Consider the following 14,388-nt stretch of genomic DNA (forward strand, 5'->3'; position numbering starts at 1 on the left):
GCTTTTTTTCCCGCGATTTTATACGTGGTGCTGTAGGTACTCGTTCAGCGCTTGGCGTGTCAGATCATTCAACGATACATTTTGGCGGGTTGCCGCCAAAGCGGCTGCTAGATGAAGATCGTGACCGATACGAACATTGAACGATCCTTTGCACGGGATTTCCGGCTTCTGCCCTAGCTGCTGACAGGTTTGTAGATAGTCATCTACCGCCTCGCGGAAAGCTGTTTCCAATTCAGCTACCGTTTGTCCCTCATAACTCACCAGCGCTCTAATGAATAGAAGCTTTCCAAACAGGCATTTGTCCTCGGTGCTTGCTTCAATTGAGCCGACATAGCCTTTGTATTGCAGTTGGGAGTTCATGTAATCAGGCCTCCTGTTTTCAATTGCTCAATAACCTGGCGTCTCACATACGCTTTGAGCTCGTTTCCGGGATGCGGCTTGTGCAGGTTGATTATTGCGCTCGGGTCTCGATTGTCGAATTTGACCCTACTGCCCGATCCTTCTAATGGGGAGTAGCCAAGCCGACATAACAGGGTGACAAGTTCCGACCAAGTGAATGTGCTTTGCCCGTTGAGTAGCTGTGCAAGAAGTTTTTCATTTTTTGACATGAATGCCTTTTGGTGCAACTGAATATAGTTGCATGTCATTGGGCGGTCAATGTGAACGCCTCTGCTCGTTGAAGCCTCAATGATGAAGGTGGAAATTTAAAGGGCGAATTGCACGCATGGAACCCAGAAACTGTAACCACGCACGTACGCGCCCTCCTTTTATTCCGGTTGTTGCACTGGCTTGCGTCTCTGTTAGGATTCCCCTGTCCCAAAAATAAATGCCGTTGTTTTCAGATGATCCCCGAATGGTTCTGAAGGCCAGATAAACCGGGCGTTACACGGTTTTTTGCGTCAGAGAGATCCTTGATGATCCAGATCCATCTTCCATTCCCAGATCAGCGAGAACGCCATGACCGTTAATGAATTGAGCCAGGAATCCAGACACGAAGAAGCCCTGGAAAAGTATCTCAAAGACACGCCGCAATTGCGGGATGAGATCAAGGACTTGTCCGCCGATGACCAGAAAGACCAGATCCAGTGGGCATTCGAGGATGAGGCCGAGGCCCAGGGGCTGCAGCCTTGGGAGCTGACCCTCAAGTACACCAGCACACCGGAAGAGTTCGAGGAGCAACGCCTTGTCTTGCACAAGGAAGCGGCGGAGGTACTGGGTGTGGATTGGGATGAGTACTGCGAGATGAATAATCTCGTCGTTTAAGCCTTAAGCCTTAAGCCTTAAGCCTTAAGCCTCAAGCTGCAAGCTGCAAGCCAAGCGCTGAACCGCTTGAAGCTTGAAGCTTGAAGCTTGCCGCTTGCCGCTTGCCGCTTGCCGCTCGAAGCGGCTCAGAGACTGAGCCGCATCGAAAGATCCACGGCTTTCACGTCCTTGGTCAACGCGCCAATCGAGATGTAGTCCACGCCGGTCTCGGCAATCGGGCGCAACGTGTTTTCGTTGATCCCGCCGCTGGCTTCCAGTTTCGCCTTGCCGCCGTTCAGGCGCACGGCTTCGCGCATATCGTCCAGGCTCAGTTCATCGAGCATGATGATGTCGGCCTCGGCCGCCAGCGCCTCTTTCAGTTCCGCCAGGCTTTCGACTTCGATTTCCACCGGCTTGCCCGGCGCGATCTTGTGGGCGGCGTTGATGGCCTGCGCGATTCCGCCGCAGGCGGCGATATGATTTTCCTTTATCAGGAAGGCGTCGTAGAGGCCGATGCGGTGGTTATGGCAGCCACCGCAGGTGATCGCATATTTCTGGGCCAGCCGCAGCCCTGGAAGCGTTTTGCGGGTATCGAGCAGCTTGACCTGTGTGTCGGCGACGAAATCCGCCAGGTAACGAGCCCGAGTGGCGACGCCCGATAGCAGTTGCAGAAAATTCAGCGCGCTACGTTCACCGGTCAGCAACGAACGGGCCGGGCCTTCGAGGTGGAACAGTGCCTGGTCAGGGTTCACCCGGTCGCCGTCGCGGACTTGCCAATGCACCGCGACGCGGGCGTCCAATTGCCGAAACACCGCATCGACCCAGGCCGTGCCACTGATGATCGCGGCATCTCGAGTGATGATGGTGGCCTTGGCCAGGCGTTCGGTGGGGATCAGTTGCGCGGTGATGTCGCCACTGCCGATGTCTTCGAGCAACGCGCGGCGCACATTGGCTTCGATTTCGGCGGTCAGGTCGGCGAGACGTAGATTCGGCATAGCGGGCTCCACAGACAAAGTGGCCCGATTATATCTACTTGGGACTGATTGGCTTGTATTTGGTCGCGTCCTTGCAACATTTACCCATTTTGCCGGTCACTTATTGCGATCTATTTGAGCTTGGTCACAGAGCAGTGCTGGTGTGACTGACGTCCTTTACCCGATAATCCGCCTTTCGATTGACGTCATGACTTTGACGTCGCGAACCGAACATGCCGTTTTCAGGAGGCCAGGATGCACAATGACGGGAATGTGGTGCCTCTGCACAAGGTGCCTAACGACCAGGCGACTCGCTCGCCGCTCGCCCGCCTGCCTGTGATTCTGCTTCAGGTTCGCGACAAGGCTGCACAGCAGTTGCGCCTTGGCTTGCAGGGGTTGTTCGATAACGCCGATGACACACTGTTCGAAATGTCCGATCGGGCGCGCAACGATGTTGAGCAGAATCTCTATTTCGAGGCCATGCGCGACTTGCGGCTTAAACGCAAAAGTATCGAGCGCGAATTTATCGAGCAGTTTTTCGAGGCGTTCGTCAGCCTTGCCCAATACGACCTCACCCAGGCAACGCTGGCGCCGGTGCTGGGAGCGATCCCGAGCCAGCCAAACCATGACGAGCTGGAGCGTCGCCTGGCGGTGGAAACCATGGTCGCGCGGGTGCTCAGTCGCGATGGCGTTTCGCTGGATCAACTCACGGCCCGGCTCAGTGCGTTGCTGGCCCGGCCGTTGGCCAACCAGCAGAACCCCTTGAGCCCGGCATTGCTGTGCGAGCATTTTCTCCAGGCCGGGCGCAACCTGGGTGTGGGGATCAAGGTCAAGTTGATCCTGCTCAAACTTTTCGAACGCTATGTGCTCAGCGAATGCGACCAGCTCTACACCGAAGCCAATCAGCTGCTGGCTGCCACGGGCATCTTGCCGGATCTCAAGGCCTCTCCGTCGCGTCGGGCCTCGGATCGCGTTGAAGAGGTCTCTCTACCCAAGGCCGCTGGCGCGGCAAGGCCAAGGATCGACGACATCGATGACAGCGTGCACGAAGTGTTCGCCGCGTTGCAGAAACTGTTGGTCCAGGTTCGTGGCAGTGTCGCGCCAACCCTGGAGGCCAGCGCGCCGGCCCAGCCAATCTCGACACGAGACCTGCTGCGACTGCTGTCTCATTTGCAGCAATATGTGCCGTCGCCTACGGTGCAGGATGATTTCGATCTGCGTAGCCAGTTGGAACAGTTGCTGACCCGGGTCAGCGTCAAGAGCGGCAAGTCCCGGGTCGTTGATGGCGCCGACGAAGACGTGATCAATCTGATCGCGATGATGTTCGAGTTCATTCTCGAAGACCATAACTTGCCGGATATCCTCAAGGCCTTGATCGGCCGACTGCAGATTCCGATGCTCAAGGTCGCGGTGCAGGACAAGAGCTTTTTCAGTCGTGGTAATCATCCGGCCCGCCGTCTGCTCAATGAAATCGCCGCTGCGGCGATGGGCTGGGGCGAATGCGACGATCATCAGCGTGATGCCCTGTACTTGCGCATCGAGCAAGTGGTGCAGCGTTTGTTGAACGATTTTGTCGACGACCCGGCGATCTTTTCCGAGGTACTGGCCGAGTTCCTGGCGTTCACCAGCGACGAGCGTCGCCGCAGTGAGTTGTTGGAACAACGTATTCGAGACGCTGAAGAGGGGCGGGCAAAGGCCGAACTGGCGCGCCAGCGAGTCGAAGGCGCGCTGAACCAGGTCATGCTGGGCAAGCTCTTGCCCCAGGCCGTGGTGGACTTTGTGCAGCAAGCCTGGAGCCAGGTGTTGCTGCTGACCGGCTTCAAGCATGGCGAGCATTCCGTTGAATGGAAGGCAGACGTGCTGACGCTCGAACAATTGGTCTGGAGTGTCCAGCACCACGAAGAGTCCGACGCGGGCCTGCGTTTGCTGGCGATGGTGCCGGAATTGCTCAAGGCCTTGCGCGAGGGCTTGAGCCGCTCGGCGTTCGACCCCTTCGCCACCAGCGAATTTTTCAGCGAACTGGAAGTGCTTCACGTCCAGGCCCTTCAGCGGATGGGCCAGGCTCCCGAGCAGGCTGAACCGGCCGATTCGCCGGTCATGGTCGAGGTAGCGGAGCCTATCGTCCTGCGGACTGCGCCGAAAGCGTCCATGGAGGAGACGACTGTCCGTCTGCCGGCCGACGATGTGGGCCTGCTCCAGGTCGACCAATTGCGCCTGGGAAGCTGGGTCGAATTCCAAGAGGATGAAGACAACAACCTTCGTTGCAAGCTCGCGGCGATCATCCAGGCCACCGGCAAGTTTGTCTTCGTCAACCGCACCGGCCTCAAGGTTCTGGAGCACAGCCGCACCAGCCTGGCCTTGGAATTCCGCCGGGGAGCGGCGCGGCTGTTGGACGATACCCTGCTGTTCGACCGGGCGCTGGAATCGGTTCTGGGCAATCTGCGCCAGCTCAATCGCGGCAAGTGATCGCGCAGCCGAGGCCGATCGCGGCATACTGACGGCATTCACCGTCGTCATCGAAGGAACCTGTATGCAGCTGGACCCCGCAAGCGGTTGGTGCGATGGCGCGCGTCATTGCCCATCGCCTAATTTCAATGCGCGCCCTGAGGGCGAAATCTCCCTGCTGGTGATCCACAACATCAGCTTGCCGCCGGCACAGTTCGCGACGGGCAAGGTGCAGGAATTTTTCCAGAATCGCCTGGATGTCACGGAACATCCCTATTTTGCCGGTATCGCAGACCTGCGCGTCTCCGCGCATTTCCTGATTGAACGTGACGGCGTCATCAGCCAATTTGTCTCCTGCCTGGATCGTGCCTGGCACGCGGGCGTTTCATGCTTCGAAGGGCGGGAGACGTGTAACGATTTTTCCATTGGCATCGAACTTGAAGGCACCGATGATCTGCCATTTACCGACGCACAATATGCCGCGCTGGTGGATCTGACCCGGCAGTTACAGGCAGCATTCAAGGCGATCACCGTGCAACGAATCTGCGGGCACAGCGACATCGCTCCGGGGCGCAAGACCGATCCGGGGCCGGCATTCGACTGGGCGCGCTATCGAGCGGCCCTGATAGAAGGGGAAGGACAATGAGTTTTCTGGTGTTGCTGCTGGCCGTCTGGATCGAGAAGTTCTCGGCCTTGCGCCAGCGGGTCCAGCGTGATGGCGGCTGGCTGGGCGAGCTGAACAAGCTGGAGGCGAGCCCACGCTGGGTCAAGCGGCCCTGGTTGGTGCTGGTGGTCATGGTCCTGCTGCCAGTGGCGCTGCTGGCACTGTTGCTATGGGTGTTGGAACCGGTGGCCTATGGGTTGCTGGCATTGCCGGTGCATCTGTTGGTGGTGATCTACAGTCTGGGACGCGGCGATCTGTTGGCTGACCTGGGTCCGTTTCGCGATGCCTGGCGCCGGGAAGACCTGCAAGCGGCCACTCATGTGGCCAAGCGCGACCTGGGCATCGATGCCGACGACGGCGAGCAGTTGCTGGAGCGGGTCCAAGGCCATTTGCTGTGGGAGGCTTACCAGAGTTTTTTCGCGGTCATTTTCTGGTACTTCCTGCTCGGCCCCGTGGCTGCGCTGAGCTATCGATTGCTGGCGCTGGCCGCCGACCACAGCCACAACCCCGAGGTGGCCGAGCGGGCGACGCAACTGCGCCATGCCTTCGACTGGGTGCCGGTACGGTTGCTGGCGGCAAGCTTCGCCCTGGTGGGCAACTTCGTAGCGGTCAGCCGCGTCATGCTGCACGAGTTGCTCAATTGGAACATCAGCGCCGCCGACCTTATCGACAAGGTGGGACTGGTGGCGGGCGAGATTCCGAAACCAGTCGCCGGCCCGGACGGCATCAACAGTCTGGATCGGCTCTGGGAACTGCTGCTGCGCGCTGCGGTGCTCTGGTACGCCGGGTTTGCGTTGTGGACGGTGTTGGCCTGATCAATGCGTACAGGGTTGTGGCCGTGCTTTTGTGGCGAGGGAGCTTGCTCCCGCTCGGCTGCGCAGCAGCCGCAATCCTGGAAAAGGCAATCTTGCTGAAGAAACCTTGGGGCCTGCTTCGCAGGCCAGCGGGAGCAAGCTCCCTCGCCACGATGGTCTGCGGCCAACCTCTCGTTAACCTTAAGTTACAAATCTCCCTGGTGATTTAGGCTATACAGACGCAGTGCCCGCGTAGTGGCTTTCTGCTGCTTCTGCGTGCCCGCCCCATAAAAATAAAAAGCTACCGGGAGACTTCCTTGTGAAGAGTTTGCTCTGGCCCGCCGTTGCCCTGATGAACCGCCTGAGCTTCGGCATGAAGTTCAGCTTGATCAGCGTGCTGTTCCTGCTGCCGATGCTGGTGACCAACTTCTTTCTGGTGCGCGACTCCTATCGGGAGTTTCAGGGCACGCGAGTGGAGCTGCAAAGCCTCGACCTGCTGGGCAGCAGCCTCACCTTGCGTCGAGACCTGGAGACGCTGAACAACCTGGTGCAAATCAACGCCAGCTTGGGCCAGTCGGGCAAGGCCGGCGACGTGGAAGCGAAAATTACCGCCCTTGAGCAACAAGTGCTCTTGCGCCTGCAAAGCATGAGCGCCATGGCCGTGGAGCCAGAGCACGTCAGCGCCTTCGATGCCAAGCGCGACGAATTGATCGCCGCCTTCAAGGTCCAGCAGGCCGAAAGCTCTCTGCAAAGCAAAAGTGCCTTGATCGGTAAATTGCTCAATAACGCGCAGATGTTTGGCCAGATCATCGCCAGTCAGGCGGGCTTGAGCCGGGACAACCAGGGCGACATTCGCCAGCTCAGCGAGCTGATTATTGGCGTAACGCCCAAGGTCACTCAGATTCTGGGTGAAGGTCGCGCGTTGGGTGCTTCGTCCTTGGGGCAGGGTTTTCTCAATTCGGCGTCGAGCACCCGGTTCGACGAGTTGCTGGTACAGATCGAAAAACTCCAGGGCGAATATGACCTGAAACTGCAGGATGTCCTAGGCTCCAGCCAGGCGGCAGGGCAGACGCTGGTCGATCAGGCCGGCGGCAGCAAAAGTACGCTCAAACAGGCCGCCGAACTGATCGAAGAACAAGTGGTGATGGCGGACACGTTGGATGCGCCTTGGCCGGCGTTTTTTGAGCAGGTCAGCGGCTTGATGGAACAGACCTATCGGTTGAATGAAGCAACCCTGGGCTTTCTCGATGTGCAGTTGCAGCATCGCCTGGAGCAGAACCGCAGCCATATGGTGTTGCAAGCCGCGGCATTGGCGGCCGTTTTCCTATCGATTTTTTATCTTTACGCTGGCTTCTACGCCTCGACGCGCACCACCCTCAAACATCTGGGCGCGATGATGGATAAGGTCGCAGCAGGCGACATGACGGTCAACTTCGTGGCCCGCAGCAAAGACGAACTGGGCGAGCTGGGTGAAGTGTTCAACGGCACGGTGGCAAAGATCCATGACTTGATCGAACAAGTCGGCCGCACTGTTGCCGAGGTCGAGCGCCAGGCCGGGCAGGTGGAAGCGGTGTCGGCCCAGAGCAATCAGGCCGTTGCTGGGCAGCGCAGCCAGATCGAGCTGGTCGCCACGGCGATGAACCAGATGTCTGCCACCGCCCAGGAAGTTGCCCGCAGCGCCGCCGCGGCGGTCAGCAGCGCTCACAGCGTCAATGACGAAACCCTCAGCGGACGCGGCCTGGTGGAATCCCAGCAAGGCAGCATCGCCCAGTTGGCCAACGAGATCGATCAGTCGGTGCAGGTCATCAATCAGCTGGCGACCGACAGCCAGGCCATCAGCCGTGTGCTGGACGTGATCAAAAGCATTGCCGAGCAGACCAACCTGTTGGCGCTCAACGCCGCGATCGAAGCGGCCCGGGCCGGAGAGCAAGGACGCGGCTTCGCAGTGGTGGCCGATGAAGTGCGAACCCTGGCCAAGCGGACCCAGCAATCGACCGAAGAAATCGAAGCAATGATCAGCCGTCTTCACGGTGGCGTGGGCGCAGCGGTCAAAGCGATGGGCACCAGTCACGAGATGGCCAGCGGCACCGTCAGTCAGTCGGAAAAGGTCCAGCAGGCGCTGGACAATATCCTCGGCGCTGTCGGCATGATCGTCGACCAGAACCAACAGATCGCCGCTGCGGTGGAGCAGCAGACGGCGGTGGCCCATGACATCGACCAGAACATCGTCGAAATCAACCGCGCCGGCGAACGCACCGCCGAGGGCGCGCACCAGACTGAAGACGCCAGTCGCGAACTGTCCGCCCAAGTGGTGCAGCTCAAGCAGTTGATCAATGCGTTTCGGGTGTGAAACCTAGGTCCGCCACACAGCGGGTTCACCAGTTGAACAGTTGGCAGGCGTTTGCCGTGCTGGCCTTGGCCAGTCGCTCGGGGCTGACATTCATGATCCCCGCCAGCGCCTCGCAAATCGCTGGCAAATGCGCCGGGCTGTTGCGCTGGCCGGGAAACATCGCCGGCGCCATGTCTGGTGAGTCGGTTTCCAGCACCACCGCGTCGAGCGGCAGTTTTGGCAGCACCCGGTGCATCCGCAGGGCCTGTGGCCAGGTGGCGGCGCCGCCAAGACCGAGCTTGAAACCGAGCTTGATGTACTCGCGAGCCTCTTCGAAGCTTCCGGCGAACGCGTGGATGATGCCGGCCCGCTCGGGACAGATACGTTTAAGCGTGGCGATCACGGCGGCGTGACTGCGGCGCACATGGATCAGCGCCGGCAATTGGAACTCCACGGCCAGTTCCAGCTGCGCTTCGAACAGTGCTTGCTGACGGTCACGGTCCAGGGTGTCGACGTAATAGTCCAAGCCGATTTCACCCACCGCACACAACTGCCGATGCCCAACCAGGCGGCTCAGCCATTGGCGTAACAGGGTTAAATCTTCTTGGCGATGCTGGTCAAGGAAAACCGGATGCAGGCCCAGCGCGGCGTACAAGTCCGAGTCGCTTTGCACCAGGTCCCAGACCCGCTGCCAGTTGTCCCGATGCACCCCCAGCACCACCATTTGCCGGACGCCCGAGGCGCGGCTTTCGGCCAGCAGCGCCGGACGATCCGCATCGAAATCGGGGAAATCCAGGTGAGTGTGAGTATCGATCAGTTCCATGCTTCGATCCGCGGGAGCTTTCAGCCTGGGTGGATACGCTGCTTGAACGTACGGGCAATCGCCTGTACACCGGGTTGATAGTCATTGTTTTCGATAGCTGCCAGCGCCAGCGCCAGGGCTTTTTCGGCGATCAATTGGTGCTGTTGGGACATCGCGTTGACCGGCAGCGGCAGGAAGTCCAACAGCTGCGTATCACCAAACGTGCCCAGGCGCAGCGGACGCGACTTGAGCGGGAAATCGTGCAGGGCGTCGAATACCCCTTGCAGCAGCACATAGGAGGTGGTGATCAACGCGTCGGGCAAATGCCCCAGGCGCGCGAGCATTTCGTCCATGAGCTGTCGACCGCATTCCCGACTGAAGGACTCGCCATGCTCGATCAACACCTGGCCGTCGAACCCGGCAAGCGCCTCGCGAAAACCGGCAGTCCGTTCCTGGCTGATGCTCAGTTCGGGACGGGCGCTGATCAATGCGATCTGCTGTGGATGGGTTTCCAGCAGGCTGCGGGTCAGTTGCAGGCTGGCCTGGCGGTCATCGCTGATCACCGAGCAGAAATGCGTGGGTTCCATCACCCGGTCGATGGCGATGATCGGGATGCCCTTGGCCTGCAACTGGCGATAACTGTCGTCTTCGGCGGGCAGGCAACTGGCGACGATCAGCGCATCGCAGCGTCGCGCGCGGAACAGTTGCAACAGTTGGCGTTCGCTGTCGGGCGCGTCGTCGGAGCTGGCGATCAATAGCTGATAGCCTCGGGCGCGGGCGCCTTGTTCCAACAGCTTGGCGATGCGCGCGTAACTGGGGTTTTCCAGGTCCGGCAGGATGAAACCCAAGGTGCGGGTATGCCGGCTGCGCAGCCCGGCGGCCTGGGGGTTGGGCGTGAAGCCGTGTTCCTCGACCACCGCCCGCACCCGTTCGACGGTCGCGTTGCTGATGCGTTGCTGTTCGGCCTTGCCGTTGATGACGTAGCTGGCGGTGGTCACGGACACACCGGCAAGCTGGGCGATATCACTGAGTTTCAACCCGGTTTTCCTTGTTTTTTCGAGTATGCCGCGACACTGAAGGCTCATCCTACCCGATTCGCAGCGATGATCATCCTGCGAGCCGTTTCGACAAGTTGCACTTCAAGGATGAGAGATTATCGAGTAACGTGCCAATCTTTCTAGATTAAACGTTTCAGCAAGCGTATTTTCAAGGCTCTCAGGATTTTTGGCCGCACTGCCGCGATACCGCCAAAAGCCGTCCTGTCACGCTAAGCTGATTCATTCAAAACAATACCTGGCGCCCACCGGACGCCAAAAAGGAGAAAGCATGCTCGAGCTCACTCTAGAGCAGATATCCATGGCCCAGGTGGCTGTGGATAAAGACGCCGCGCTGCAATTGCTCGCCGATAAACTGGTGGCCGATGGCCTGGTCGCCGAGGGTTATCTCGCCGGCTTGCAGGCTCGCGAGGCCCAGGGCTCGACCTTTCTTGGCCAAGGTATTGCCATTCCCCACGGTACCCCGCAGACCCGCGACCTGGTGTATGCCACGGGCGTGCGCTTGCTGCAATTCCCCGACGGTGTGGATTGGGGCGATGGCCAGATCGTTTACCTGGCGATTGGCATCGCGGCCAAGTCCGACGAGCACCTGCGCCTGTTGCAACTGCTGACCCGCGCCCTCGGCGAGACCGACCTGGGCCAGGCTTTGCGCCGCGCCGGTTCCGCCGAAGCCTTGTTGAAATTATTGCAAGGTGCGCCGCAGGAACTGGCGCTGGACGCGCAAATGATCGGTCTTGGCGTGTCGGCCGACGATTTCGAGGAGCTGGTGTGGCGTGGCGCTCGCCTGTTGCGCCAGGCTGATTGCGTGAGCAACGGTTTTGCCGGTGTGTTGCAGCAGGTCGAGGCCCTGCCATTGGGCGACGGCCTGTGGTGGTTGCACAGCGAACAAACGGTCAAGCGCCCGGGCCTGGCCTTCGTCACGCCGGACAAACCCATCCGCTACCTCGGTCAGCCGCTGAGCGGATTATTTTGCCTGGCCAGCCTCGGCGAGGCCCACCAGGCCTTGCTGGAAAGACTCTGCGCGTTACTCATCGAAGGTCGCGGTCATGAGCTGGGCCGCGCCACCAGCAGCCGCAAGGTCCTGGAAGTGCTCGGTGGCGAGTTGCCCGCCGACTGGCCCAGCGCACGCATCGGCCTGGCCAATGCCCACGGGTTGCACGCGCGTCCGGCGAAAATCCTCGCGCAGCTGGCGAAAAACTTCGAAGGCGAGATTCGTGTGCGCATCGTTGACGGCCAGGACAGCGCCGTGTCGGCCAAGAGCCTGAGCAAATTGCTCAGCCTGGGCGCCCGTCGCGGTCAGGTCTTGGAATTTATTGCCGAGCCGAGCATTGCCGCCGATGCGTTGCCGGCGCTGCTGGCCGCCATCGAAGAAGGCCTGGGTGAAGAGGTCGAACCGCTGCCGCCGCCGAGCGCGCCGCGAGAGACGCCCATGGCTGAAATCGCCAGCGTGATGCTCGCGCCGGAACCCGGGAGCTTGATCCAGGCTGTCGCCGCCGCACCAGGTATTGCCATCGGCCCGGCTCATATTCAAGTGTTGCAGGACATCGACTACCCGCTGCGCGGCGAATCGCCGGCCATCGAGCGCGAACGGCTGCAAAAAGCCCTGAGCCAGGTTCGCCGCGACATTCAAGGTTTGATAGAGCGCGCCAAGGCCAAGGCCATCCGCGAGATCTTCATCACTCACCAAGAAATGCTCGACGACCCGGAACTGACCGACGAAGTCGACACCCGCTTGAAACTCGGTGAGAGCGCGCAAGCGGCGTGGATGGGCGTGATCGAAGCTGCAGCGAAAGAACAGGAAGCCTTGCAGGACGCGTTGCTTGCCGAGCGTGCGGCCGACCTGCGGGACGTTGGCCGCCGGGTGCTGGCGCAACTGTGCGGCATCGAAACCCCGGCTGAACCCGACCAACCCTACATCTTGGTGATGGACGAAGTAGGCCCGTCCGATGTAGCCCGCCTGGACCCGGCCCGCGTGGCGGGGATTCTCACCGCCCGCGGCGGCGCCACGGCCCACAGTGCCATTGTCGCCCGTGCGCTGGGCATCCCGGCGCTGGTCGGCGCTGGGGCGGCGGTGTTGTTGCTGGCGCCGGGCACCTCCTTGCTGCTGGACGGCCAGCGCGGTCGCCTGCATGTCGACCCGGATGCCGCCACGCTGCAACGGGCCGCCGAAGAGCGCGACACCCGCGAGCAGCGCCTCAAGGTCGCCGCCGAGCAGCGGCATCAGCTGGCGGTGACCCGTGACGGTCACGCGGTGGAGGTGTTTGCCAACATCGGCGAAAGCGCCGGCGTTACCAGCGCGGTGGAGCAGGGCGCCGAAGGCATCGGCCTGTTGCGTACCGAGCTGATTTTCATGGCCCACAACGAGGCCCCGGACGAAGCGACCCAGGAAGCCGAGTACCGCAAGGTGCTCGACGGCCTTGCTGGTCGACCGCTGGTGGTGCGCACCCTCGACGTCGGCGGAGACAAGCCGCTGCCGTACTGGCCCATCGCAAAAGAAGAAAACCCCTTCCTCGGCGTGCGTGGCATTCGCCTGACCCTGCAGCGTCCACAGATCATGGAAGCGCAGCTGCGCGCGTTGTTGCGTTCGGCTGACAACCGTCCACTGCGGATCATGTTTCCCATGGTTGGCAGCGTCGATGAATGGCGCCAGGCCCGGGACATGACCGAGCGTCTGCGCCTGGAAATTCCCGTGGCGGACTTGCAGCTGGGGATCATGATCGAAGTGCCGTCCGCCGCGCTGCTGGCGCCGGTGCTCGCCAAGGAAGTCGATTTCTTCAGTGTCGGCACCAATGACCTGACCCAGTACACCCTGGCGATCGACCGCGGTCACCCGACCTTGTCGGCCCAGGCCGATGGCTTGCACCCGGGGGTGCTGCAATTGATCGACATCACCGTGCGGGCCGCCCATGCCCATGGCAAATGGGTGGGCGTATGCGGTGAGCTGGCCGCGGACCCGCTGGCGGTGCCGGTGCTGGTGGGCCTGGGCGTGGACGAACTGAGCGTGTCGGCCCGCAGCATTGCCGAGGTGAAGGCGCGGGTTCGCGAGCTGAGCCTGGCGCAAGTACAAATCCTGGCCCAAGCGGCACTAGCCGTGGGCAGCGCCGATGACGTGCGCGCATTAGTGGAGGCGCTGTAATGGCGAAGATTCTTACCCTGACCCTCAACCCGGCGCTCGACCTCACGGTGGAGTTGGCGCGCCTGGAACCGGGCCAGGTCAACCGCAGCGACGCCATGCACGCCCACGCCGCCGGCAAGGGTGTGAACGTGGCCCAGGTGTTGGCCGATCTCGGTCACACCCTGACGGTCAGCGGCTTTCTCGGCGAGGACAACGCCCAGGTGTTCGAGACGTTGTTCGCCCAGCGGGGCTTTTTCGATGCCTTTATCCGCGTCCCCGGCGAAACCCGCAGCAACATCAAACTGGCCGAACGGGACGGACGCATCACCGATCTCAACGGCCCGGGGCCGGTGGTCGATGAAGCCGCGCAGCAAGCGTTGTTGGCGCTCCTTGAGCAAATTGCCCCCGGCCACGATGTGGTGGTCGTGGCGGGCAGCTTGCCCCGTGGCGTCAGCCCGCAATGGTTGCAGGCGTTGATTGCGCGCTTGAAACAACTTGGCCTGAATGTGGCCCTCGACACCAGTGGCGAGGCCTTGCGCGTGGCCTTGGCGGCTGGGCCTTGGCTGATCAAGCCGAACACCGAGGAACTGGCCGATGCGCTGGGCTGCGAGGTGGTCACGGAATTGGCTCAAGCCCAAGCGGCCGAGCGGCTGCATGCCCAGGGCATCGAGCACGTGGTGATTTCCCACGGCGCTGACGGGGTCAATTGGTTCAGTGTCGGCGCGGCGCTGCACGCCTCGCCGCCCAAGGTCAGCGTCGCCAGCACCGTGGGCGCCGGGGATTCGTTGCTCGCCGGAATGCTGCATGGGTTGCTCAGCGCCGACACCCCGGAGCAGACCCTGCGCACTGCCACGGCCATCGCCGCCATGGCGGTCACCCAGATCGGTTTTGGCATCCATGACACCGGGTTGCTGGCGTCGCTTGAACAGGGCGTGCGCGTGCGCCCCCTGACAGAACAATAAGAGGGT

General features: G+C 61.1%; 12 protein-coding genes. 7 read left to right on the forward strand and 5 right to left on the reverse strand.

Annotated features, from left to right (window positions below):
• Positions 1-18: 18 nt before the first annotated feature.
• Together J3P82_RS04475 and J3P82_RS04480 are read right to left on the reverse strand one after the other, a co-directional pair.
• Positions 19-360 (reverse strand): type II toxin-antitoxin system HicB family antitoxin, encoded by a 342-nt coding sequence (locus J3P82_RS04475; RefSeq protein ID WP_434561017.1) that lies wholly within the window; start codon positions 358-360, stop codon positions 19-21.
• Entirely contained in the window at positions 357-608 is a 252-nt protein-coding gene (locus tag J3P82_RS04480) for a type II toxin-antitoxin system HicA family toxin (protein ID WP_434561019.1), read from the reverse strand. Before J3P82_RS04480 ends, J3P82_RS04475 begins: the two co-directional genes overlap by 4 nt.
• A gap of 349 nt (positions 609-957) precedes the next feature.
• Between J3P82_RS04480 and J3P82_RS04485 the strand changes: the two genes are divergently transcribed.
• Positions 958-1,263 (forward strand): DUF6388 family protein, encoded by a 306-nt coding sequence (locus J3P82_RS04485; RefSeq protein ID WP_434561021.1) that lies wholly within the window; start codon positions 958-960, stop codon positions 1,261-1,263.
• A gap of 125 nt (positions 1,264-1,388) precedes the next feature.
• Here J3P82_RS04485 and nadC read toward each other — a convergent pair whose 3' ends face one another.
• Positions 1,389-2,237: a carboxylating nicotinate-nucleotide diphosphorylase gene (gene nadC / locus J3P82_RS04490; protein WP_434561023.1), complete on the reverse strand. Its 849-nt coding sequence runs from the start codon at positions 2,235-2,237 to the stop codon at positions 1,389-1,391.
• 234 nt (positions 2,238-2,471) lie between these two features.
• Here nadC and J3P82_RS04495 point away from each other — a divergent pair, with 234 nt between their 5' ends.
• The 4 genes from J3P82_RS04495 (at position 2,472) to J3P82_RS04510 (ending at position 8,469) form a co-directional block, all read left to right on the forward strand.
• A complete protein-coding gene (locus J3P82_RS04495) occupies positions 2,472-4,682 on the forward strand; it encodes a DUF1631 domain-containing protein (protein WP_434561025.1) in 2,211 nt (736 codons plus the stop codon).
• Positions 4,683-4,746: 64 nt separating this feature from the next.
• Positions 4,747-5,307, forward strand: coding sequence for a 1,6-anhydro-N-acetylmuramyl-L-alanine amidase AmpD (gene ampD / locus J3P82_RS04500; RefSeq protein WP_434561027.1), 561 nt, complete (start codon positions 4,747-4,749; stop codon positions 5,305-5,307).
• Entirely contained in the window at positions 5,304-6,140 is an 837-nt protein-coding gene (ampE, locus tag J3P82_RS04505; protein WP_434561029.1) for a regulatory signaling modulator protein AmpE, read from the forward strand. Before ampD ends, ampE begins: the two co-directional genes overlap by 4 nt.
• Before the next feature lie 1,624 nt (positions 6,141-7,764).
• Positions 7,765-8,469, forward strand: coding sequence for a methyl-accepting chemotaxis protein (locus J3P82_RS04510; RefSeq protein ID WP_434563690.1), 705 nt, complete (start codon positions 7,765-7,767; stop codon positions 8,467-8,469).
• 25 nt (positions 8,470-8,494) lie between these two features.
• Here J3P82_RS04510 and J3P82_RS04515 read toward each other — a convergent pair whose 3' ends face one another.
• Positions 8,495-9,271: a TatD family hydrolase gene (locus J3P82_RS04515; RefSeq protein ID WP_434561031.1), complete on the reverse strand. Its 777-nt coding sequence runs from the start codon at positions 9,269-9,271 to the stop codon at positions 8,495-8,497.
• A gap of 20 nt (positions 9,272-9,291) precedes the next feature.
• Positions 9,292-10,287 (reverse strand): catabolite repressor/activator, encoded by a 996-nt coding sequence (cra, locus tag J3P82_RS04520; protein ID WP_434561033.1) that lies wholly within the window; start codon positions 10,285-10,287, stop codon positions 9,292-9,294.
• Between the two features lie 289 nt (positions 10,288-10,576).
• Between cra and ptsP the strand changes: the two genes are divergently transcribed.
• Positions 10,577-13,441: a phosphoenolpyruvate--protein phosphotransferase gene (gene ptsP / locus J3P82_RS04525; RefSeq protein ID WP_434561035.1), complete on the forward strand. Its 2,865-nt coding sequence runs from the start codon at positions 10,577-10,579 to the stop codon at positions 13,439-13,441.
• Positions 13,441-14,382: a 1-phosphofructokinase gene (pfkB, locus tag J3P82_RS04530; protein WP_434561037.1), complete on the forward strand. Its 942-nt coding sequence runs from the start codon at positions 13,441-13,443 to the stop codon at positions 14,380-14,382. Before ptsP ends, pfkB begins: the two co-directional genes overlap by 1 nt.
• Positions 14,383-14,388 lie beyond the last annotated feature (6 nt).

The organism is Pseudomonas sp. Z4-20 (assembly GCF_051131955.1).
In the GTDB taxonomy this organism is placed as follows: Bacteria; Pseudomonadota; Gammaproteobacteria; order Pseudomonadales; family Pseudomonadaceae; genus Aquipseudomonas; species Aquipseudomonas marvdashtae.

Excerpts from the sequence above, each read along its gene's own strand:
- J3P82_RS04475 (WP_434561017.1), bottom strand. The coding sequence starts at position 360 with ATGAACTCCCAACTGCAATACAAAGGCTATGTCGGCTCAATTGAAGCA.
- J3P82_RS04480 (WP_434561019.1), bottom strand. The coding sequence starts at position 608 with ATGTCAAAAAATGAAAAACTTCTTGCACAGCTACTCAACGGGCAAAGC.
- J3P82_RS04485 (WP_434561021.1), top strand. The coding sequence starts at position 958 with ATGACCGTTAATGAATTGAGCCAGGAATCCAGACACGAAGAAGCCCTG.
- nadC (WP_434561023.1), bottom strand. The coding sequence starts at position 2,237 with ATGCCGAATCTACGTCTCGCCGACCTGACCGCCGAAATCGAAGCCAAT.
- J3P82_RS04495 (WP_434561025.1), top strand. The coding sequence starts at position 2,472 with ATGCACAATGACGGGAATGTGGTGCCTCTGCACAAGGTGCCTAACGAC.
- ampD (WP_434561027.1), top strand. The coding sequence starts at position 4,747 with ATGCAGCTGGACCCCGCAAGCGGTTGGTGCGATGGCGCGCGTCATTGC.
- ampE (WP_434561029.1), top strand. The coding sequence starts at position 5,304 with ATGAGTTTTCTGGTGTTGCTGCTGGCCGTCTGGATCGAGAAGTTCTCG.
- J3P82_RS04510 (WP_434563690.1), top strand. The coding sequence starts at position 7,765 with ATGTCTGCCACCGCCCAGGAAGTTGCCCGCAGCGCCGCCGCGGCGGTC.
- J3P82_RS04515 (WP_434561031.1), bottom strand. The coding sequence starts at position 9,271 with ATGGAACTGATCGATACTCACACTCACCTGGATTTCCCCGATTTCGAT.
- ptsP (WP_434561035.1), top strand. The coding sequence starts at position 10,577 with ATGCTCGAGCTCACTCTAGAGCAGATATCCATGGCCCAGGTGGCTGTG.
- pfkB (WP_434561037.1), top strand. The coding sequence starts at position 13,441 with ATGGCGAAGATTCTTACCCTGACCCTCAACCCGGCGCTCGACCTCACG.